The 22,178-nt window shown below is 51.0% G+C and carries 12 protein-coding genes and 1 pseudogene; 1 reads left to right on the plus strand and 12 read right to left on the minus strand.

All coding sequences use genetic code 11. From position 1 onward, the window contains the following. Nucleotides 1-15: 15 nt before the first annotated feature. From Q0W37_RS09750 to Q0W37_RS09775, 6 genes are all read right to left on the minus strand, one after another. Nucleotides 16-543, minus strand: a complete 528-nt coding sequence (locus Q0W37_RS09750) for a GIY-YIG nuclease family protein (protein ID WP_297701098.1) — start codon at nucleotides 541-543, stop codon at nucleotides 16-18. Nucleotides 544-616: 73 nt separating this feature from the next. Next, nucleotides 617-1,363 (minus strand): fibrobacter succinogenes major paralogous domain-containing protein, encoded by a 747-nt coding sequence (locus Q0W37_RS09755; protein WP_297701100.1) that lies wholly within the window; start codon nucleotides 1,361-1,363, stop codon nucleotides 617-619. 444 nt (nucleotides 1,364-1,807) lie between these two features. Continuing rightward, nucleotides 1,808-4,495 (minus strand): beta-L-arabinofuranosidase domain-containing protein, encoded by a 2,688-nt coding sequence (locus Q0W37_RS09760; RefSeq protein WP_297701102.1) that lies wholly within the window; start codon nucleotides 4,493-4,495, stop codon nucleotides 1,808-1,810. Nucleotides 4,496-4,616: 121 nt separating this feature from the next. After that, on the minus strand, nucleotides 4,617-5,861 hold the full coding sequence (locus Q0W37_RS09765) for a carboxypeptidase-like regulatory domain-containing protein (protein WP_297701104.1): 1,245 nt from the start codon (nucleotides 5,859-5,861) through the stop codon (nucleotides 4,617-4,619). Beyond that, nucleotides 5,858-6,721, minus strand: a complete 864-nt coding sequence (locus tag Q0W37_RS09770; RefSeq protein WP_297701106.1) for a DUF4423 domain-containing protein — start codon at nucleotides 6,719-6,721, stop codon at nucleotides 5,858-5,860. The genes Q0W37_RS09765 and Q0W37_RS09770 overlap by 4 nt, the downstream gene beginning before the upstream one ends. 229 nt (nucleotides 6,722-6,950) lie before the next feature. Then, a complete protein-coding gene (locus tag Q0W37_RS09775) occupies nucleotides 6,951-10,475 on the minus strand; it encodes an SbcC/MukB-like Walker B domain-containing protein (protein ID WP_297701108.1) in 3,525 nt (1,174 codons plus the stop codon). A gap of 158 nt (nucleotides 10,476-10,633) precedes the next feature. Here Q0W37_RS09775 and Q0W37_RS15415 point away from each other — a divergent pair, with 158 nt between their 5' ends. Continuing rightward, nucleotides 10,634-10,678 (plus strand): hypothetical protein, encoded by a 45-nt coding sequence (locus Q0W37_RS15415; protein WP_367186268.1) that lies wholly within the window; start codon nucleotides 10,634-10,636, stop codon nucleotides 10,676-10,678. Nucleotides 10,679-10,964: 286 nt separating this feature from the next. Here Q0W37_RS15415 and sbcD read toward each other — a convergent pair. From sbcD to Q0W37_RS09805, 6 genes and pseudogenes are all read right to left on the minus strand, one after another. Continuing rightward, nucleotides 10,965-11,783, minus strand: a pseudogene (gene sbcD, locus Q0W37_RS15420) (exonuclease subunit SbcD); the annotation flags it as partial. A 162-nt stretch (nucleotides 11,784-11,945) separates the two neighbouring features. Further along, nucleotides 11,946-13,766, minus strand: a complete 1,821-nt coding sequence (locus tag Q0W37_RS09785; protein ID WP_297701112.1) for a carbohydrate-binding protein — start codon at nucleotides 13,764-13,766, stop codon at nucleotides 11,946-11,948. Between the two features lie 8 nt (nucleotides 13,767-13,774). Beyond that, nucleotides 13,775-15,271: a carbohydrate binding domain-containing protein gene (locus Q0W37_RS09790; RefSeq protein WP_297701114.1), complete on the minus strand. Its 1,497-nt coding sequence runs from the start codon at nucleotides 15,269-15,271 to the stop codon at nucleotides 13,775-13,777. A gap of 99 nt (nucleotides 15,272-15,370) precedes the next feature. Continuing rightward, complete coding sequence (locus Q0W37_RS09795; RefSeq protein ID WP_297701116.1) at nucleotides 15,371-17,665, minus strand: family 43 glycosylhydrolase; 2,295 nt, start codon at nucleotides 17,663-17,665, stop codon at nucleotides 15,371-15,373. A 378-nt stretch (nucleotides 17,666-18,043) separates the two neighbouring features. Beyond that, complete coding sequence (locus Q0W37_RS09800; protein WP_297701118.1) at nucleotides 18,044-19,690, minus strand: sialate O-acetylesterase; 1,647 nt, start codon at nucleotides 19,688-19,690, stop codon at nucleotides 18,044-18,046. Nucleotides 19,691-20,090: 400 nt separating this feature from the next. Beyond that, on the minus strand, nucleotides 20,091-22,178 hold the full coding sequence (locus tag Q0W37_RS09805; protein WP_297701119.1) for a carbohydrate-binding protein: 2,088 nt from the start codon (nucleotides 22,176-22,178) through the stop codon (nucleotides 20,091-20,093).

Raw genomic sequence — 22,178 nt, forward strand, 5'->3', positions numbered from 1 at the left:
ACAACCAAACGTTTCCTATTTTTTCATTTTAACCTCGACAAATTTCTTTCTCAAATCAGTTAATCTATCACCATATAGTTTTCTTAATTCTTTATGTCCGTTACTATTTCCATTGAAAACACGAAGATACTCTTTTCCTATTTCTTTTTTCTCCGATTCTTTCAACTTTTCCAAATCAACAAGTTCATATTCTATTTTTAGTTTATCTATAAAATCATCAATTCTTTCTTTCAAATTTTCGGGACCATATTCCGCAAGCAACACACCCCCAATACTCTTGCGCAAAGTCGACTTCGCCCGACCATTGACATGATTATCTTTTAACCTTTTTTCCAAAGAGTCTGCTTTCCCCACATAAATGCAATATAAGCCATACTTTTGTTCCATTTCCTTTTCAAAATCTTTTGATGTAACCCCTAATACATCCAATATTGTTTTTAATTCGGTTCTTTTCGCCCACCACTTATAAATGCCGGAGTTACTTTCTAGTGAGCGTTCCGCCTTTTCGCGAAGGCTCTTTGCATCAATCAGTGTTCCGTTCATATTAGTCTCCTTTTTTAGAGTTGAGTGTTGAAACGTCTTTTAGTCTTTACTACAACGGATGTCACTAGATGGTCTACGGTCCGTCCTTTAGGCAACGAACAGAAAAACCGCGGTCCTTGTAGAAGATGTCTTCGGGCTTCACATTGTCCCCAAGATTGAAGAGGACTGCTTGACCGACAAGGTACTCAGTGGCACTCCAAAAGAAGGTTTGATTATCGCCAACGCCACCGAAACCCTTATAGTAGGCACCAGCAGGAAGTGCAGAAAAACCGTACGCATCGGTCGCAAAGCGCCATTTTGTCCAGCCGGTCGCTTGCAATGCATTGGGATCTTTATCCACAGCTAAATAGAGAATATACCATTCATATGCTTCGGGCAAATGCCAACCATCAGGACACGCATTCATCGCTGCATCCCAAGTATAGTGTCGACCATATTTTGCACAGCTATCAATTGAATTGTTGTAACAGTAACTTAGTTCTGTTTCATAATTCAGGTTTTCCGCCATCCAGGTTTGAGAACCAATCGTGACTGTTTTATAGGTCTTTCCATCACGAGAATCCGTTATCTTCCCCCTTACCACAGATTCTGGAGAAACCACAGAAAAATCACTTAACATAAAGACAGAACTCGAGCTCATCAAAACATTTGAATTTGACGAAATAGAACTATTTCCACCCATATCCAAAGAGCTGCTTGTTTCTAGCATACTCTCACGATTACATTCACAGGGCGCAGGCTGTGTGACGGCATTGTCTCCGTCTGAACCGCAAGCGGCAAACAAGGCCGCCGCAACAGAAAGAATGAAGAGAGGTTTCATAGAAACGCTCCTCAAGAGTCCTGATTTTTGCATATCGGTAATCCTCCGACTCTTTTTTTCGTACTTCTCGCGAAATACAATCTGTTAAACATCTTACTTTTAATGTAAACAAAAAAAAACGAAGTCAAGTGTTTTTTTTATTATCGGCCTTTTTGGAGCAAAAACGATATTCCAATTTGGAATAAAAACGGGAGAAATGCCTAGAACGCGACAAAAAAATTATACCATTTGGTATAATACCAAATGGTATAATTTTCAAGGGAGATTCCCGCCTTCGCGGGAATGACAACGTTGCTAGAGATCCTTCGACTTCGCACTTCGTGCTTCGCTCAGGATGACACATCTGCGGCTTGGCCTTTCGGCGAATAGGCCCTTCGGCAAGCTCAGGGACCTTATACGGTTTGCGAGCTTGCGAGTCGAACCACAGTGCAGGCAGGAGCCTTATCAACGTTCTTTTCTGAAAATACTGCTAGCAAAGCTCATGCCGTCGCGTTGGATTTTTAGGATGTACATTCCGCTTTTCATATCGGCGATGCCGATGCTGAAGGCGGATTGCCCCGCAGGTAACATCTGCGACTTGACGAGGCGACCGTTTATCGAGAAAATCTTGGCGGTTAGCCCCTGCGAAAGGGCTGTACCTGTGGCAATCTGCAATTCGTCGCCCATGATGCGGGCCTTCAAATCGGGGCGAGCAACTCGCGATTCACTGGGCGCGGCAATCGTCGTCGACTCAGGCTTCGGCTTGTTACGCAGCAAGCGCACGCCGAAGATTCCGCCCACCATTCCCGAACTTGCCGTAAACGAGATGCGCACAATCTTCTTGCCCTTCACCATGTTGTCCGGAATCGGGTAAGTCACGTTCATGAATTCGTCCTTATTCCACTTGCCCGCGATATTTTCGGTCACAAGCTTTTCGTCATCGACCATGATGTCGAAGGTGCGGGTACAGCCCTCATTGCCCCAGTAGCGAACCATGAGGCTCAGCGAATCTTCGCTGTTCGTCTCAAATTCATAGCTGATGAGTCCACCGTCGCCGCCGCTGCACTTGCCCGCGTCGCGGTAGAACTCACCCTGATGCGTTCCCGTCGAAGAATTTTCCACTTTCATCTTGTGATCCACTTCGGGCTGCTGCTCGCCGGGCGCCACTTTATCTACAGTCTTTTCGTCGAGCGCCAAAGCCTCTTCCTGCTCCTTTTTCAGGCGTTCGAGAATCGAGGGGTCCGTAAGCACCATCCAGTACATCATGTAGCGTACATCGTGCACTTCGTAGAACGGCTCCAGCAACAGATTCGCATCTTTCTTATTCGCAAACAGGTACGGAGCCTTAAAGTGCATCGGTTCGCCCTTCACTGGTTCCACCTTCGACGGGATTTCTTCTTTCTTGCTCGCAAGCATCGGGGCCTGATCCAGCGACTGCAACGCACCCGACGCAATATGGCTCCAGCGGCCGTCATCGGCCACAAGGCCGTTCAGATTTTCGGTCCCGGTCTTTGCAGAAAGTACAATCGGGCCGTGCAGAAGCGCCACGTAATCGCTCACGCCGGGCAAATCTTCGGTATGCGTGTACATCGGGAACAGCACCTCAATTACATCACCCGACTTCCATGATTTTCCCGCAGAAACATAGCTCGACGGATCGGACTTTTTCACGACGGTATCGCCATTCACAATCACCTTGAAATCAGCTTCTTTCACCCAATACGGATGGCGAACCTTGAAGTCGAACGAACCAGAACCCGTCACCGTAAACTTCGCACTTTCACCCTTCGGGAAGGCGGTTTCCTGCTTGACGGTCACCTTCTTGTCTTTCCAATTCAGGAGCGACGCTGCAAACAAATTCACATAAAGATTGTCGCCGTCCTTCGTATAGATAAACTGCGAATACTTCGTCGGATTTTCCATGCCCGAACCTACACAGCACCACATCGCCGCATTTACCTTGGAATACACGCGGTAATGACGGGGACGTGCAGGAGTGAAGTACACGTACCCGCCATGTTTTGGATGTATTGTGGATAAGATATGGTTAAAGAGCGCACGTTCGTAAAAATCCGCCTGCTTGGCACTGTGATCCATATTGAACAGGCGTTCCGTCAACTTGAGCATATTGTACGTATTGCAGGATTCCGGTCCTTCGCGTTCCTCCACGTACTTTTTGTGATTGTCGAGCGCCGGAAAATGTTCCGAGATACTGTTGCCCCCAATCGCAATGCTACGCTTGTTCACGACGCGGTCCCAGAAATATTCGGAACCCTTCACGTAAGTCTGGTCGCCCGTGAGCTCGGCAATACGCGCAAAACCCACGACTTTCGGCACCTGCGTATTCGCGTGGATGTTCGTCAAGTTATCATTCCCTGCCGCCATCGCATTCAAAAGCCACTTGTGCGACCAGCGCTTGGCCTCCTTCAGGTACTTTTCGTTTTTCGTCAGTGCGTATGCATCGGCGTAGACTTCGTCCATGCCGCCATGTTCCGTGCCAAGCATCGATTCCATGGCATTGTCGTTGAGTCCGCCCGTAATCGTAAGACCCCAGTCGCAAAGGGCAAGGAACATCGTCTTCGCCTGTTCATAGCCGCCATAGATATAGGCATCGCGGAGGCCCGCAAAAGTCTTGTGGATATTGTACCACGGCACCCAATAGCCGTTCTGCGCCCCCGCATTTCCGCTCTTGAACTTGAGCCACATCTGCTTTCCGTTCGGGACACCGCTCAGGTAGCCCTTGAAATTTGCATCCTTGGAATTCTGGTCCTGAATCGTCTTGAGTTCGTTCAGCACATATTCCAGGCGTTCCTTGATAAGTTCGTCGCCCGTTGCCGCATACTGCATCGCCAAGGCACTCAAATAATGCCCAAGCACATGTCCGTCGAGGCCTGCCCAGTTCGAAAACTTGGAAGCCTTCGGCGTCATGCCCGCTTCCTCGTAGAAGGGTGCAATCAGCTTGTCCGTATCGTAGGCAAGCAGCGTTTCGACATTTAAATCCTGCCGCTCCTTAAGCGGACCATCAAGCAGCTGGACATCTCCCAGCGCAAACATGTCGGGGTAAAGCAGATCCTGCGAAAAGCCCTGCGTAAAGGCGCCGCCCACAATAGCAAGGGCGATGCAGGCCAAGCGATTCTTTTTGATTCCAAACATCGTGTACCATCCTTTTTTCCAACACTCAATTATCCACTATAAAATTAAATCCTATAATGGCAAAAAATCCCCTATTCGGGGATTTAGTTTTGTCAAAATTTCAATGGGGGGGGACCGCGAATTATTGTTCGGCGAAGTTACTTGGTTTGACTCCATAAAGAACGATATCGTCAATCCAGAATTCGGTTTCGTCGTAGGCAGCGATTGAAATCGTCGTCACCGCCTTGCTAATCACGTCCCAGCCGAGGTTTCCGTAAAGGTCGTCGCGGGGCTTGAAATCCGCAGGCGTTATCACACGGCGCGTCCATTCGTTGCCCGTATCAAGCGTATCGTACGCCAGGGTTTTACCTTCGGTATTCAAACTGCCCAAAGTTTCAAAGGCGATAGAGATGACACCCGTTCCACGCGCATAGAAGACGATGGAATCCGTCGCCGACAAATCGCAGGGAGATTCTTCCTTGCAAATCCAGGTTCCAAAGAAAGACCACTTGCCAAACGAGGCCGAAGATTTCCAGTGCAGCACCTTACCTTCGCGACCTGCGCCCGCCTCGTCGATAAATTTTGCAACCTCTTCATTGATATCGGGCACCGTTTTCGTATTGGTGTCAGTGGCCGCCATATAGCCGGTCACGCTATAGCCCAAATCGGTAATAAAAAATTTTTCGTTTTCCGATTCAAAATCCAGAATCTTGACGGAATCCGGTTCAAAATTATAAACAAACGCCGTAGCCTCTTCGCCAGCATCAACCGTCGCCGAGTTCTCGACAACGCTATCGCCCACAATGTAGCGCAACTCATAATCAAACGGCGGCAACGAATCCATCTCATAAAAACCGTCTGTATCCGTTTTCACCAGGCGATCGGTGCCGTACACTTGCACCCAGGCGTATTCGACACCTTCGGGCAAATACACTTTTCCACGTAGGCCACCCGTCTTTTCCATGACAAACTTCACGGAATCGCCTTCCTTCACATCCTCCGAAGAAATCTTACGGAACAGGCCTTCACCATCGTCCACAATTTCAAGCGTCGCCACATCAACGGCAAGGGAATCAATGCGAATACGACCAAGGGAATCCGTCACGAATTCATTATAGAAGCCGCGCTTCGCGGAATTTCCATCGGCGCTTTTTTCAGAATTTTCAGCGACGGCACCCACAGCGCCCCCCTCTTCGACATTCCGAACGAATTCCACCGAGCGCATACGCGCCAACACATTCACAGCTGGCAAAGAATCTTCGCGGACGACCTGAATCAAGAAGGCATTTTCCGTTTCAACGGTACTGATGCCCGCCACCTTATCGTTGGAGCAGGCCCAGAACGCAAACGGCGCAAAAACAGCGAGGAGTAAAAGCAACTTTTTCATCGTTTCGCCCCCACTTTTTTAGTCTGCGTACCCTTAGATTCCTTAGCCACTTCGGCGACCGGGTAAAAGGCGAACACAAACTGCATCGCGCGATTCACGTCCTTCACCTCGGCCACTCTCTTTTGCACCTGTCGTCTAAATTCCAAAGTCATCTCGTTCAGGTCATCAAAACATTCATCGTCTACACCCACCAGCAGCGAAGAGATATTCCGCTTCGCAGGCTCCACCGCAATCAGCGCATTCTGCGCAAGCGTCAAAAGCTGATTCTGATAACTGCGTATGGCCGCAGTCTTTGTAGCCGACCCCGCCGATGTAAAGTTCGCCGTTGTCGCGGCATAACGCTCCGAAGCAAGCGGCGTAATCAGCTTCAAGTCCTTAAGCACCGTGATGGCTTCGCGCACCTGGTCTTCCGAGACAGTAGGCGTAATCTGCTTGACCAGGCGAGAAACCTCGGCATGGCCCCCGTTCATCTCGATCAGCGCACGCACCACCGGAATCCACCACTTGCTCAAAAACAGGTACTCGCTCGCGCTAAACTTGCGCAAGTCCACGTCCTGCAGCGAAAGCGCCATCTTATAGAGCTTTTCCTTTTTCGACTGCGACTTCGCCTTTGCCGCCGCCACCAAGATTTCAAAAATTTCGCCGCTACGCCCCTTCAGGTCCAGCAGGTCCTTCGCCAGGGGAATACTATGGTTCGGCAGGTGAAGTTCCTTGTTCAGCACGCGGAAAATCTGACTCGTATCGAGCCCCAGCTTCTGCCCCATCATCTTATAGGAATACAGCGGCATATCCAGCTTGCGCTGGGTATAGTAATTCTTGAGCAGATCCCTGTAGTCGCTAATTTCGTTGATATTCAGCATAGGCGCGTTCTCGAAAAGACTTCCAGTCTATAAAATATACTTTCCTCCCCCGTAAAAACCGTCTATACCAAAAATTCCTTTGAAAAAATGTCAATGACAACAATTATGGATCCCGGCGACATTCATGTCGCCAGGATGACATGGGGCGGGCGGAAACAAAAAAAAGGGCATATAAAAGAAGGCCTTGCCCCACTTTTATACGCCCCACGGCCCAAAATCGCACCGAAAATCAGCTTACGCCCGCTCCGCTGAGGACACTGCGCCCGCCACGAGGGGTCACATCGATGCGCGCACCCAGTTCGCCCTTAACAACGTCCAAGTGCGTAATGACTCCCAGCAGCTTGCCGCGTTCCTGTTGCATTTTCTGGAGCACAAGCACCGTTTCTTGCAACATCTTGGAGTCGAGCGTCCCGAAGCCTTCGTCCAGGAACATGGAATCGATTCTCACGTTCCGGCTTGCAAGCGTCGAAATGCCCAGCGCAAGCGAAAGACTCACCAAGAAACCTTCACCGCCGGAAATGTTGTCGATCGGGCGCACGGCATCGCTGTTGTCATGGTCGATCAGCTGGATATTCAGCGTATCCCTTTCCGCAATCATTTCGTAGCGCGGGAACATATCGTGCAGATAGCCGTTCGCGATTTTCAGCAGGTTGCGCAGGGTAATGGTCTGGATGAACTTGACAAACACGTCACCGTTACCCGTGTCGAGCCTGTTACCGTTAAACCAGTGCTGCATCTGTTCCCAGTCGGTCCGCTTTTCCTTGAGCTGGTCGCGTTCCGCCTGCAACGTCTTGAAACGTTCGCGATCCTTTTCGTCGGTCTTTTTCTGCTGCGTCCAGGTACCAAGATTCTGGTTACATTCTTCAAGACGCGCCTTCGAAGTTTCGCTCTTCTGTTTCGCGACCTCTTCGGATTCTTCGAAATCGCGTTTATCCTGTAGCGCCTTCTGCTGGTCGCCATAGCTCTTGACAGCGGTCTCTGCGGCAGTCAAATCACTTTCGACCTTTTTCTGTTCGTCTTGAAGACTCTTGCGTTCCGCTTCGGGGATTCGAGCTGCGGCAAATTCATTTTCGCTAGCGAAGCCCTTAGAAGCAAGCCCCTCCGTAAAGGCATCCTGTTTCTGCGACATCTCCGGTTTCGCCTTCGCAATACGGTCGTTCAAATCTGCGATAGAAACATCCAGCGCATTCTTTTCTTCGCGACGCTTCTGTTCTTCGCCTCTCGCCGTTTCAGCCAGTTTTTCAGCGGAATTGCGCTGTTCGCGGGCCTTTTTGCGTTCCTCTTCTACGGACTTTTCGCCGAAAAGCTTTGCGCGTTCCGCAATAAGCCTATTCCATTCGTCCTGTTGGGTCTTCTGCAGGTTTTCCGCCTCGTTCAGCTTTTGAGTTGCCTGGTCCAGACTTTTCTGATTCTGCGATTTAGTCGAATTCTCCACATCCAGATTCTTGGCGTTTTCCGCCTGCGAATCCTTCGCCTTTTTCCAGTCGGCACGTTTTCCTTCGAGTTGCAGAAGCAAGGCATCTACATCTTCCATACGGACATTCGAGAACCAGGTCGAAAGCGCCTTTTCGATTTTTCGAGAAAGTTCATCAACTTCCGCCGTTGCCTTCTCGGCTTCAGCTTGCGCCGTATTCACCGCCGACTCAAGAGTCGCACGACGAACCGCCGCCTGGTTGACTTCGTTCTGCAAGGTTTCCGCCTGGGTCTTGTTCTGCTGATAAGCATCCTTCGATTTCAGCAATTCCTGCAAAACGGTACGGGCCGTCTCAAGAGTCACCGACTTTTTCCAGGGTTCCAGTTTCGCATTCAGAGTCTCAAGCGATTGAGCCTCTGCCTTAGCCTCATCTTCGGCCTTCAGCGTATTTTCACGAACGATTTCTTCGTCATGACGACGTTCGCCCTCAAGATTATCCAAATTCCGCTGGACTTTTTCCATTTCGGCATTGATCTTACGCAACTTGGCCGCAAAATCGTTCAGGCTATTCGCACCGTTTGCCACCTCGACATTTTTTTCGCAGGAACGATGTTCCAACGAGCCGCAGACAGGGCATGCTTCGCCCGGTTTCAGGTTACGGCGCAACTCCTCGACAACGACCGGAATATCCTTCTGGATAATAGTCTCCTTTTCCTTTTGCAAGGTCGAGAGGTTCTCACGAATTTCGCCGAGAGTTTTCGCGGTCGTTTCGATACTCTTCTGTTTTTCACCAATTTCTTGCTGCAACCGCGTAAGTTCACCGTGATGGCGCTCCGCATCGGAAATACAGCCATTCATTTCGGGCAAGACATTCACCAAGTCCGCATCGGCTTGGTGTGCGGCCAGATACCCCTGCACAGCCTGCAGGTTCTTGTTCTGTTCGAGCTGCGCCGCATCAAATTCTTGCAGTTCGTCCTTTGCCGTGCCCACTTTCTGACTCAGCGTGGCTTTGTTTCCATTTTTCGACTTCCAGTCGGATACCTGCGATTTCAGGAGCGAAAGCTCGGCATCAATGGATTCTTCCTTCTGGTGGGCCGCGATATAGTCTTCGGCCTCTTTCAGCAGGCGACTAAATTCCGCGATTTTCGCTTCCGAAGCGTCGATAGCAGCCTTAAAGCCCTTCACCTCATTTTGGATTCCCGTCACGCTCTTTTTCGTTTCGTCCACCTTCTGGTGTGCGTTTCGGATATCGCCGTCAAGGGCAGACACTTTCTCCCACAGCGCTTCATTTTCGGAATATTCCGTCTTGAGCTTTTCGAGAGCCTGCTGTTTTTGACGGCTATCCTCTGTCGCCTTTTCTAGCTTCGACAGGACATCCGGAAGGTTCTTTTCATTTTCCCCGAGTTTGCTTTCCATTTCGGCAAGGGTCTTGCGGATAGAATCAAATTCGGTAAACAGCGTTTCAATGTCGTGTGCCAAGAGTGCACGCGAAAGCCGTTCACGCTTCGGTTCAAATTCATCCCTTCGGTGTTCAGCCAGAGCAAGCGAATTTTTCGCTTCGTTCAAGAGCTTTTCGATGTCACGCGAAGATTCATACCACGAGCAAATCTTACCCCAGCGTTCCAACGAGGCGTTCAATTCTTTTCGCAACGTCTGGGCGGCTTCAATTTTCGCATTCAGCTCCGCAAGTTCCTCTTCGCTCAGCAGATGAACGCCTTCCATCTTGTTTTCGATATTCGTGACCGCATCGTCAGCAGCCTCGTACAGTTCATGAACGGCCACGGCAATCTTGCGGTAGATACTGTCGCCGGTAAGCTTTTCGAGGATCGCTGCACGCTCGCTTTCCTTACACTTCAGGAACTTGTTGAATTCGCCCTGGGCAAGCATCATCGACTTGGTAAACTGATCGAAATCAAGGCCAATCACCCCCGCAATCACGTTCTTGAATTCGGACTGATTCGAAGAAGTGTACACCTGCGTACCCGCGGTCTCGTTTCTGAGCACCCAGTTGTAGTTCTGGAGCCTTCCCGTTCTCGGGGCACGGTGCTGTGACCAGTGAGCGGTATACACCACGCCACCACATTCGAAAGTCACCTTGGAGTAGCAACTCATCGTCCCGTACGTCATCAATTCATTGGACGTTCCCTTGATGGCGTCCAGTCGGGGCGTCGCACCGTAAAGTCCAAGGCAAATGGCATCGAGAATGGATGTCTTCCCGGAACCTGTCGCACCAGAAATGCAGAACATGCCCTTGTTCGCAAATGCCGGGCTTTCAAAGTCGATAGTCCATTCGCCGGCAAGTGAATTGATATTGCTGAATTCGAGTTTCTTGATTTTCATATTTTCTCCCCCTTATACGTTTTCGTGAGCCTTGTTCACTGCTTCATTGAAAAGTCCGATAAACTTTTCGTACTGAGCCTTGACCTGTTCAGAATCACTGCATTCATTCATATTCTTCGCTATCAGCATCCTGAAATAGTCTTCCTTGGTGTATTGCTTTGTCGATTCCACGGCATCGTCGATTCCCGCTACCCCCTTTCTGAGAATTTCCCTGGCAAGACGGTGACGCTTGACGACAAAGTGCTTGTCCTTTTCCTCGACTTCGAGAGCCGCGGTCAGGTTGACGAACTCCCCGCTCGTCAAAAGAAGATCCACATAGGTTTCTTCTCCCGAAACAAGCAGTTCCGTTTCCAGGTTCCGCAGCTTTTTCTTGAGCGTATCGAGGTCGCCCTTGTACTGTTCAAAGCGGATCGTCCGCGGAACAACCACCTTCTGGATAGACGGAAGGTTTCCCGCCTCCGAATCGACCGCAAACACGTAACGCTTGTAATTTGCCTCGTCAAAACCCATCACGAACGGAGAGCCCGAATACCATACTTTCGGATTATCGGCAACCTTGGTCGCATAATGGATATGGCCAAGCGCCACGTAATCCAAGTCGGCCGGGAACACGCTGACGTCGACGTTACCCAGCGTTCCCACCACTTCGCGAACACCGTCGTCGGTGGCACCATCCGAACCCACTGTCAAAGATTCCTGCGCTTCCTCGTTTTCACGACCCGAAAGCCCGCATGCATACAGGTGACCCGTCGCAATAATCGGAATGTTTCTACTTCCACGCAGTTCGAGTGCCCTCTGGTACACATCCGAATAAAGGCGTTTCAGCAGGCTTTCATCGGCAGAGGACTCGCCATTTTCCTCGGACTTATAGAACAGTTCCAGCTCCATGTCGCGCATGAAGGGAACGGCGCAGCAAATACCGATCGGTTCTCCGTCAGAACCCTTCAGTTCGAACACCATATCTTCGATTTTGCGGTTGTTGATGCTACCGACCACCTTGATATTCAGGGCTTCCAATATTTCGGACGGAGCATCGAGAAGTGCACCGGAGTCATGGTTACCCCCCACCACGACGACATTCTTGCAGCGCGTATTCAAAAGAGACGCCAAGAACCTGTAATACTGAGATTTCGCCACGTTCGAAGGGTTCACGACATCGAAAATATCGCCCGCCACCACAAGCGCCTGCGCACCGGCCGCATCGATTTCATTCTTGAGCCAATCGAGGAAAGCGGAAGCCTCGTTGGTGCGGTCAATGTCGTGCATCGTATTACCCAGATGCCAGTCCGAAGTATGGATGAATTTCATAGTCAAAAGCCTCTTTTTTCAAAAAGTTACCTTTTTTTATCGACATTTACGTGTCAAATGTCAAGAAGATTTTGAAAAAAAATTTAAAACAGGGAAAGGCAAGGCCTTTCCCTGTTCACCCTTGTTCTCCAACTTGGGGTAATGACTTTAGTGCGGCGATGTTTATTTGATGCGATGTCCCGTCAGGTCGAAGCGATTGCCGTTTTTCTCGATGAAAAGCGTGTTGCCCTTCTTGACAAGGCGCGTCGCAGAGGCTCCCGTACGCATAGCGGGAATTACCTTGCTGATTGCAGTCGGGTCTTCGCAGGTTTCCGTTTCGCAGAACTTGATGTAGTCGATATCGAACCAGTCGCCGGTGACGGTAAAGCGGAGAATGTGTTCACCTTCGGGGAGATTCACTTTCGACTTTACGTCAACAAAGTCACTCCAGCTTTCACCGGAAACAGGAACTTCAGCCACCGACTTGCCATCGACAGAAAGCGTGAAGCCAGCGGTCGAATTATCCGTCGCGACAGAGGCAAGCATCACGTAGTCGCCTTCCTTTTTCACGTTCACGGTGTATTCGAGCCATTCGCCCGCGCGATTGTGCCCCACCACAATATTGCCGGATGCCTTCTTATACAAATCGACACCCGTACCTTCGCGGTAATTGGTGCATTCCGCTTCCTTGCCTTCGTCGGTGCAGGAATGGTTTTCGGAATCAAGCTCATTGTAGCTGGTGTTTCCCTGGCCTATGCCGCTAATGTCGAAATCTTCCATCTCAATCTTACCCGGAATAGCGAAAGCTTCGCCCTTGAACAGTCCGCGAGGAACCGGCTTGACAATCAAGCGGAGCAGCGCAGAACCATGTGCCGGGAGTTCCACAGAAACATGGGAGAGCGCGCCCAGGTCCTTCTTTTTCCAGGCATCGCGGACTTCCACTTCGCCCTCTACGCCAATGTCAGCAAAGTTGCATTCCACCGTCTGAGTAGAAGAATTGTTGTTGAGAAGCGCCACAGCAATATCACCATTCTGCAAGGGCTTAGTCCAAACCTGTTTGCCGTTCACGTCGGAAATACGGTGTCCCTGAACGCCCAAGGAGTCCTGATTAATAGCAATCATGTCCTTGTTCAGGTAGAGTTCCTTGGTTTCGTTGCTCATCTTGCGGATATCGGAACTAATCATGATGGGAGCGGCCATAATTGACCACATCGTCATCTGAGAGCGCTGTTCTTCGTAAGAGAGGCCATTGTTGCCCACTTCGAGCATGTCCGGGTCATTCCAATGACCTGGCTTTGCAATCTGCCAATACTTGTTGTTCGCATCGATAATTTCATAGACGCCGCGATACCAGGATTTAGAAATCCATGCGGGGCCGATATCGAAAGTGGTACGCCAGAGGTTTGCGATTTTGGGCATCCAGTCCTTGTATTCCCACATGCAAATGCTGAACACAATGTCGCGTCCGGAATTGCGGAGCGCGTTGGACATCGCGGTGTAATCTTTTTCCTGGGTCGTAGGATCAGAGTCGCAGTTATCGTACTTCCAGTAGTCAACGCCCCATTCGGCAAGCTTCTTGGCATCCTGAACTTCGTGGCCATTGGAACCGCTTTCGCTTTGCCAATTGCTATTGTAATGGTGGCAGGTACGTTTACCGCGGTCACCGTAAAGACCGAACTTCAGGCCCTTCGCGTGAACATAATCGGCGAGCGCCTTCATGCCGCTCGGGAAAGTCTTCGGGTTGTGCGTAAGGTCGCCATTGGCATCGCGCTTGGTATCCATCCAGTTGTCGTCCAGGTTAAGGAAAACGTAGCCCGCATCCTTCAAGCCGGATTCGACCATCGCATCGGCGACTTCCTTAATCTGATTTTCATTGATGTTTTCGTGGAACACATTCCAGCTGTTCCACCCCAGCGGAGGTGTAAGCACCAAAGTGTCGGCACTGGCGAAAGCCGTCGCGGTGCAGGCAGCAAACGCTGCGGTGGCAATTAAGAACTTTTTCATACTGACTCCTATTTAACTTTCAAACGCAACACATTCCCATTGTGGGATTTCACCAAATACATTCCAGGATGTTTCACCAACGTTTTCGTCGCATCATGCAGCCCGACCCTGTCAGCAGAAACGCTGCCCAGGAATGTTCCGTTCATGCTAAACACACTGTACTGTGCAACACCGTCAACATTCATGCGGAGCGGTTTTACAAAGCCATCCGTTTCATCTTCGGGAGCATCAATCTTTTTCAGCATCACGTTATCCAAGGTGAGCGTACCCGTGGCAGCGCCCGCATTAAAGCTCAGGCGGCCATTCGTATCGGTTGCAGCCGTCATCTGGAACTTGAGCGTATACGTATTCGATTCCGTTCCGATGTCAAAATTCAGCTTTTCCTTGAGGTAGCTCGCCCACGGATCGGTATGCTGTTCCACGTTGACTTCAAGCGTACGGGCAGCACTTGCGCTTGCGTCAAAGCTGATTTCGTACCACTGGTCCTTTTCGAGGTGCAAGTCATGCTGGATCAGCTGCACCTGGTAATTCTGCGTACCGATAGCAGAAATATCGAGAGCGTACTTACCATCCTTAGCGTCACCCGTTGCCTTGCCGTCACCATGCAATTGCAAGTCCCAAGCCACGGCGCTCGAATCAAATCCACCATTAAAGATTTCATCGCGATTGGTCGGCACCACAATCGCAGGGGCCGGAGGCGTAATGCTCGAACCATCCAGCGAATAGTTCTTCACAAAGTTCCAGATTTCCACGCTCGTGTTCACGCTCACGGCCTCGTCCATGGAATACCAGTGGCCCTTTCCTTCGATTGTCAGCAGGCGCACTTCTACATTGTCGGTGCAACCGCTCCAAATTTCAAGAGACGCGGCAGAGCCCGACTTAGTCGTCGGATACGGCTTAATCTTCTGAGAATTGCTGGAACACTTCTGAGCAGAAACCCAGCTCTTGACCGTATTCACGGTGCTATTGTAATTCACCACATCGTCGCTCGTGCCGTGCGTATGCATAATCGGCATCGCACGCTTGGGCGAATTCACGCCACCGCCACCCGAAACAGGAGCGATGGCCGCAATCATGTCGCCCATCTTGTTTGCCGCATGGTAGCTCATCATGCCGCCCATCGAAAAGCCCGAAACATATACACGATTTTTATCGATTTCGTATCTTGTATACATTTCATTGATGATTGCCTTCAGGAAATTGATATCCTTGTCGCCGGAAATATCCCAGGCCTTGTTTTCGCCATTCGGGAACACCACGACAATGCGCGCCGTGTCGGCAATGCCTTCCCACTTGGCGGCATTCTGCTGGTAATTTGCATCCTGATTCATGCCGTGCATCTGAATGATGAGCGGGCGGTCCTTTTCGATATTCTTAGGGGCGTACACATTCATGCTACGAGACTTCCCGTTCACATTGATGTTGTCCGCAAACGCATTGCCCGCAAGCAACGCAACACTTGTGAGGGCAAGCACCACCCCGCCCATCTTTTTGAAACCAAACATCACTCTAACTCCTTATATAATTTCGCATGGGATCCTATCAGGGCTTGGTTCGGCAGGCTCACCAACCGAGCTCACCAACCTTACCCCTCCAGAATGGCGCTACTTCGTCACCATCACGCGGTGAATCCCGGCGCGAGATTTCAAGAAGTAAACGCCCTTTTCAGAAACCATCGAGCGCACCTTCGCCTGGGCCTCGTGAGCACTTACAGCCTCCACTGCGCCCACGAAAGCTCCGTTCAGGCTATACACGCGATAAGCCTGCGACTTTTGCGCATCGAAACGCACCTTCTGCACAAGGCCCGTCGTCGAACAGTCGCCCTTGCAAAGTTCAATCCAGTCGACGTTCACATTGTTACCGACAATTTCCACCTTGAGGGCGTGTTCGCCAGCAGCGATTTCAGACGTCTTCGCCGTCACCGTCGAATAGGTGCTCCAGTCATTTTCCGAGTTCTGCTTGGCGATAATTTCGTCCGTAACCGCCTTGCCGTCAATGTAGAGCTTGACGCCCGCATTTTCAGAAGGAGTCGCCATATTCACGCGCACGTTGTATTCGCCCGCTTCGTCAAAGTTCACGGTGTAACGCATCCATTCGCCCTCTACCGTATAACCAAGAGCATATCCCTTGCAGTCCTTGGTATTTGCTTCATCGGAGCAGTCAAAGCCGACAACATCCACGCCTTCTTCACGGTAGGCGCCGCCACGGTTTTCGCTATCGCTGTCATAGTAGGCCTTGCCCACGCGACCCACGTCGTAATTTTCGGCTTCCACCCTACCCGGGAGCTTTGCAGCGACTTCCTTGTACGGAGTCGGCGGAGTCGTATCCTGGAGCATGTCCATGTAAATTTCATCCTTGTAGTCGGTACCGACCTTGAACCAGTCAAAGTCTGCGTAACCACCGGCCTGCTTGGTCGCGAAGTTGAAGAGGCCCCAACGCACGCCCACGAACATGTGCAGGTCGTAATTGAGTTTCACGTCGCTACCGATCTTTATCCAGGTATTGCCATCGGTACTGTAATAGAAGTATGCGGTACCGCGGTCAATCGGCAAATCAAAATCGATACGCAAGTAAACCTTGGAACCCGAAATCGCCTTGCTATCCTTCAGGCTTTCGCCGTCCTTGTTACCGGTGTACATCACCACCTTGTAGCTGCCGCTTTCCTTTGCAAGTGCCACAAAACCCTTATCATCTTGCAGGGCAACAAGGCCTGCCATGTCGCCATCCTTCATGCCGGTGCCATCAACAAGCGTACGGCCAGAACTCTTGGGGCCAAAGGAACGCTGTGTCAAGGTATTCTTCGCCGTCACTACGCGAGAATCCGTGCGGCTTGTGGTAATGCGGTAATAACCCGGATTTGCGGAGAGGCTCCAGTTCTTGTTATCGGGGTTATGGTTGAACTGCCATTCGAGAGCAAGTTCGCTAGATTCAAAATCGTCAGAGGTCACCATGCCGTAGCCCGGCAGCGGAGATTCCGGCAAGTCAATTGTAGAAGGGGCCTTGGAGCCACTGGTCGGAACCGGCCAGCCGTCTTTCCATTCCATCGGGACCAAGTGCGACATACGGCCGACCGGGCCGGAATCGCGGAACAGGAGGGCATACCACTTGCCATCGGGAGTATCAAAGATGCCACCCTGCGCAACACCGTTATCGGAGAGGAAATACCTTCCGCTAAATCCGGAGAGCAGGCTCTTGGAACGGTAAACAATTTCGCTACGGCTCTTGCCCGCCGGCCAGGAAATCGTGAACAGGTAGTATTCGCCGTTCACCTTTTCCATGTGCGAGCCTTCCTGCTGCACGTAGTAGTTGCTGGTGCCGGTCACCTGGTTGATGCTAACGCCGCCGAGCTTGCCGCTCTTGCCGCCGGCCTTTACACCGCTTGCGTCGTCGTTCAACTGCACGTAGCTAATCTGGTCGCCGCTGCCGTAGAACACCCAAACGGTGCCGTCGTCATCGAAGAAGAGGGACGGATCGTGATAGAACGGGAGCTGCACTTCGCTCCACTGGCCGCTTTCCACGTCGGCGGTTTTGTACAAATGCGTCTTGCCTGTCGTGTAGGACGGGGTCAGCACGTAGAAGAATCCCTTGTGGTAACGGATGCTCGAAGCCCAAGAGCCCTTACCGTAGGCGTCCTTGCCGCCATTCAAGTTCTGCTGGTCGTTGTTGGTGAGAATCTGGTAGGCATACCCCACCGTGCGCCATTGGGCCAAATCCGTACTCTTGAAAACGGGAACACCCGGCGCAAAATGCATCGTCGTCGTCACCATATAGTAAGCGTCGTCAACGCGGACAATGGAAGGGTCCGGACTATCGACATACATGATCGGGTTATTGACAGTTGCGGCATACACAGCGCAAGAACTGACAAGGGCAACGCCCAAACCTTTAAGCCATCCCATATTATACTCCTTTACCGGGCGCACCACCGCCCATGCATAATCTTACAACCTAAAATTACCCTAAAAACAACCCAAAAGACACATTAGCGCATCAATCTCCTTTGACAAATTGTCAAAAGCGAGCAAGGCGAGAGTTGCGGGCATCAAGCTTGCTTGAATGCACATAACCGAGCCGCAGCCGCCAAAGGCGTCAATATTCCCGCCTTTGCGGGAATGACAATATGAATTCGGGAATGACGAAACCGTAGACAAATCAAAAACCCCTGATCATCATCAGGGGTGATTCAAAGAGAGAGAAAAAAGAACTACCCGTAAAGGAAACCGAGCACGATTGCGAGAATCGAAAATACCACAATCTGCTTGACGACAGTGATTTCGTTACTTTTCATAGACAACCACCTTCTGCTTTATGCCGGCAGAACCCGCCGAGCGCACCAGATACACTCCCTGACGCATTCCCTTCATTCCGCCCTTGACCATGCGCACCGCAGCGTCCATACCGGATGCCCTGAAGGATGCCACATGCTTTCCCTGCAAATCAAACACGTTAAAGCTGCTTTCGGCCTCGGTCATATTCAAGCGGACATTCGCTATTCCGCCCGTCGTTCCCGCCGCCTTGAATTCCACATAGTCGATATCGATCCAGTCGCTTGTGATTTCGAGTTTCAGTTCGTGTTCACCCGCTTTCAAGATAGCCTTGCCACCACTCACAACATCATACGTGTCAAAGCCATTTCCCAGATTGGTGATTTCAGAACCAATCTGTTCGTCATCCATATAAAGAACAAATCCGCCCGTACCGTTTTCACCCGCCACGTTGGCCGAAATTTCGTATTCGCCCTCGGCGGCCACATTCACGGTGTACTTGAGCCATTCGCCCTTCTGGCAATATCCCACAGAAAGGCCCATGTTCGGCTGGTAAATGTCCACGTCGTCCTTGCGGAACTTTCCACCTTCGTTACCTTTGTTCAAATCGTTATAGGCCTTGCCTGCACCGCCCTTGTTGTAGTTTTCCGCCTGAACCATGCCCGGAATCGCAATCGGGTTTTCATCATAAGGGCCATATTCCTCAGGCGGTTCGTCGGGAACCGTGGACTGGCTCGGGTCTACCAGGTTTACTGCCGGAGCATCAGGATCAATCGTTCTGTCAATCAACTTGAGCATTTCAGCACAGTAACGCCTGCCGAGTTCAACAACACCGGAGCGGCCAAAGTGGTAGGGATCCTTGCCATTACCCTGCAGGCCCTGCGAAGAGGCCAAACCGAATTTCTTAAACTTACTCTTGAGCAGGGCAATGCCCGAGTTCTTACTAGCGCAGCAAGCACCCTGAGACTGGAGCATTTCGCCCGCCACAAACGGGACTTCGTTTTCGTCCAGGCCGAGTTCATCGATAATGGTCTTGTAAGACTTGTAAACGTTGTTGCGCCAGTTGTCGTCGGTGCCGTCGCTTTCGCCCTGATGGAAAATAACGCCCTTGATCACGCCCACTTCCTTGGCCTTTTTGCCGAGTTCCAGAATGCGGCCCATCGGGTTTCCACCGTAGTCATTTGCCCAGCCCGCAAAGCTTTTGCCATCGCCAGCAAAATAAGACTGGTACTGATCCGGAAGGAACGCCCTAATGCTAACACCACCGACAGCCACCGGAATAACACCCACAGTAACGCCCGGCAGGGAATCCACCATATAGCGACCGAACCAGTCAGCCGGGGAAAGGTTCTCGAAGGCATGGAACATCGGAGGAATTGCCGTATACCATTCGCCAGTCTTGATAGACTGGGAGGTGCGACCACTGCGCTGGCTAGCGTTTGCCGTATGGGAAGCCAACATCAGAAAATTTGCAGAATACTGATTCTGGTCCAAAGCGACATCAATCTCGCCGTTACCCGCCATGTTGGACTGGCCGTATGCAATGTAAATGTGGAAATTGGGGTTAGGTGCCGCATTTGCAAGCGTCACGAGCATCAAAAGTCCGCCTACCAGCCACAGGGCCGGAGTCAGAAATTCCGAAACCTTTTTGAAATCCATAACACACTCCTTATGCTTTACCCTAAAATTATCCTAAAAAACGCCAAAATCACGCTAAAAAGCCCATAATTTATGGATAAATAGTCAACAAACGCAAAGCCCCGGATACAAATCCAGGGCCTAGAAATAACATTTTTTTACATTCGCTACGGATTCTTGCGAGAGATAATAATTACCGGTATAGTCCCGTAAGGCGGGGTATCGCTTGCCCCCAGCAAGTTTATCGGCGACTGAAAGCCAATAATACGCATTGCCGGAGACCTGTATTCCTTTTTTTCAGGGGAAAAATCCTTCATTATACCGCAAAATTAAAAAGATGCCCGCCGCCCGTCAACTTTTTTATAAAACAAAATATCCCCGGACATACGCCGGGGAAAGATTCATGCGTTAAAGGCACCCTTTACTTTGTCACCTGGAGACGCAGCGTCGTCCCCGAGGCAGACTTTGCAATGTAGGAGCCACCACGCTTCACGACCCTTGCCGCATTCGAGCGGAGTTCCTGAGCACCCGTGGCACGGACCATTCCGAGGTATCCGCCGTTCATATCGAAAATGCGGAAGTTTTCGGCTTCGGTCGGCATGTTCAGCCGGGCACTTGCAATACCCGTGTTGCAGTCATCGCAAGGCTTTTCAAACTTGAGGTAGTCAATATCGAACCAGGAAGTCGTCACCGTCAAGCGGAGAATGTGTTCCCCTGCCGGGAGCTCGACCTTGGCCGTTACATCCTTGAAGTCGTCCCAGCTCGTACCCGAAACAGGAATTTCGGCAACGACCTTTCCGTCGACAGAAAGCGTAAAGCCCGGATCCGAATTGCCCGTCGCAACAGAAGCGGTCATCGTATATTCACCGGCTTCCTTCACGTTCACGGTGTATTCAAGCCATTCGTCAGCCTGGTTGTGGCCCACGATGTAGCCCGTCGCCTTCTTGTAAATATCGACACCCGTTCCTTCGCGGTAATCGGTGCATTCCGCTTCCTTGCCTTCGTCGGTGCAAGAATGGTTGTCCGAATCAGCGTCGCTATAGGTCTTGTTTTCCCTGCCGGAACCCGGAACATCGAAGTTTTCGGCCTCGATCTTACCCGGAAGATCCACGGCCTTGCCGCCGAACGGTTCACGCGGAGTCTTGACGACATCCCCGATTTCACCCACGAGCGTCACGATGCAGTCCTTATTGGTCGTCCCCGATTCCATGGTAATGGTTACGGCGCCGTTCTTCACGTCGACAAATCCTTCATCCTTCGCATTTTTCGTTTCGCTAGTGGTATACATGTGGAAAGATTCGAGTTTCGACACACCCGGTACCTTCACGGTAATGCTCTTGCTGTTCTTGAAGTCACGGTTCAGAAGCACCACGATCACGGAGTCGCCACCGGCGCTCTTATAAGCGGATGCGAACACGTTCGCTTCGGGCTTTATGGTTGCACCCACGCGGACAGCACCCGGACGGATAAAGCGAGCGAACTGACTCATCACATAACCGCGCTTCGAGACCTTGCCGATTTCGTTATTCGGAATGGTGAGCTTGTTGCCAAAATCCTTTTCCATAATCAGGCCGTAGCAGCGGCGAATATACCACCAAGTGTACTGGCTAAAGTTACCAATGGCAAGACCACGATGAATGTCGTAGGCCACGTCCATGGCGCGCACCGTATCTTTCTTGTTCTGGTTCGCCTGGTCACCCGTATTGCGGACCACTCGCCAGTCATTACCGCTGCCCTGGCTTTCGGTGTAGTGTTCCGTCATCCAGCGTTCCACATTCTTCTGGTCGGCAAGGCTGTACTTGAAGAAGTCGTCGCCTGTACTCGCTTCGGAAGCGTAGAAGTGAGCCCCGAGAATATCCCAGTTCTTGAGAGCATTCGCATCGTTCAAGACTTTGTCGTAAAGATTCTTTGCATAGCGGAAGGATTCCGTCGAAATCACCTTGGTGCCGTTCTTGCGCATCTGATCGGCATAGCCCTTGGTGAAGTTGTATATTTCGTCAGCGCTCCAGCAAGCCCATTCACCGCACCAGTCCGGTTCGTTACTGATGGAAATTGCATACAAAGGAACACCCTGGTTCTTCATGTAGGCAGTAAAGCTGTTCAGGTGGTCCACGTACTTCTGGTAGTTAGACGAAGACATGTGCTGGTTGGCACCTGCATAAGGAGAAGTCCACGGAGTTGCATACAAGATGAAATCATCGCCTGCAACGGCCTTCGCATACTTTGCGGCCTGAACTTCCTTGTTAAAATCGTTAGAACTTGCATACACCGGAATACGCAGCGTATTGAGGCCAATCTGGCCATCGCCCGTACCGAAAGCAAGCTTGGCATCAGCTTCGGAAAGTCCGCCACCGCCTTGCCACTGGTTATGCACCATGCCACCAAATCCCCTGATGACCTGATGTTCTTCGTTCAGGTCGACATCGACCGTCGAAGCCGAAGCCGCACTCCATAGCCCCGCCACTCCAAAGGCGAGACCCACACTCTTTGCAATCTTCTGGATTGTCAT

Origin of the sequence: uncultured Fibrobacter sp. (assembly GCF_947166265.1) — a bacterium.
Taxonomy (GTDB): domain Bacteria; phylum Fibrobacterota; class Fibrobacteria; order Fibrobacterales; family Fibrobacteraceae; genus Fibrobacter.

Excerpts from the sequence above, each read along its gene's own strand:
- Q0W37_RS09750 (WP_297701098.1), bottom strand. The coding sequence starts at position 543 with ATGAACGGAACACTGATTGATGCAAAGAGCCTTCGCGAAAAGGCGGAA.
- Q0W37_RS09755 (WP_297701100.1), bottom strand. The coding sequence starts at position 1,363 with ATGAAACCTCTCTTCATTCTTTCTGTTGCGGCGGCCTTGTTTGCCGCT.
- Q0W37_RS09760 (WP_297701102.1), bottom strand. The coding sequence starts at position 4,495 with ATGTTTGGAATCAAAAAGAATCGCTTGGCCTGCATCGCCCTTGCTATT.
- Q0W37_RS09765 (WP_297701104.1), bottom strand. The coding sequence starts at position 5,861 with ATGAAAAAGTTGCTTTTACTCCTCGCTGTTTTTGCGCCGTTTGCGTTC.
- Q0W37_RS09770 (WP_297701106.1), bottom strand. The coding sequence starts at position 6,721 with ATGCTGAATATCAACGAAATTAGCGACTACAGGGATCTGCTCAAGAAT.
- Q0W37_RS09775 (WP_297701108.1), bottom strand. The coding sequence starts at position 10,475 with ATGAAAATCAAGAAACTCGAATTCAGCAATATCAATTCACTTGCCGGC.
- Q0W37_RS09785 (WP_297701112.1), bottom strand. The coding sequence starts at position 13,766 with ATGAAAAAGTTCTTAATTGCCACCGCAGCGTTTGCTGCCTGCACCGCG.
- Q0W37_RS09790 (WP_297701114.1), bottom strand. The coding sequence starts at position 15,271 with ATGTTTGGTTTCAAAAAGATGGGCGGGGTGGTGCTTGCCCTCACAAGT.
- Q0W37_RS09795 (WP_297701116.1), bottom strand. The coding sequence starts at position 17,665 with ATGGGATGGCTTAAAGGTTTGGGCGTTGCCCTTGTCAGTTCTTGCGCT.
- Q0W37_RS09800 (WP_297701118.1), bottom strand. The coding sequence starts at position 19,690 with ATGGATTTCAAAAAGGTTTCGGAATTTCTGACTCCGGCCCTGTGGCTG.
- Q0W37_RS09805 (WP_297701119.1), bottom strand. The coding sequence starts at position 22,178 with ATGACAATCCAGAAGATTGCAAAGAGTGTGGGTCTCGCCTTTGGAGTG.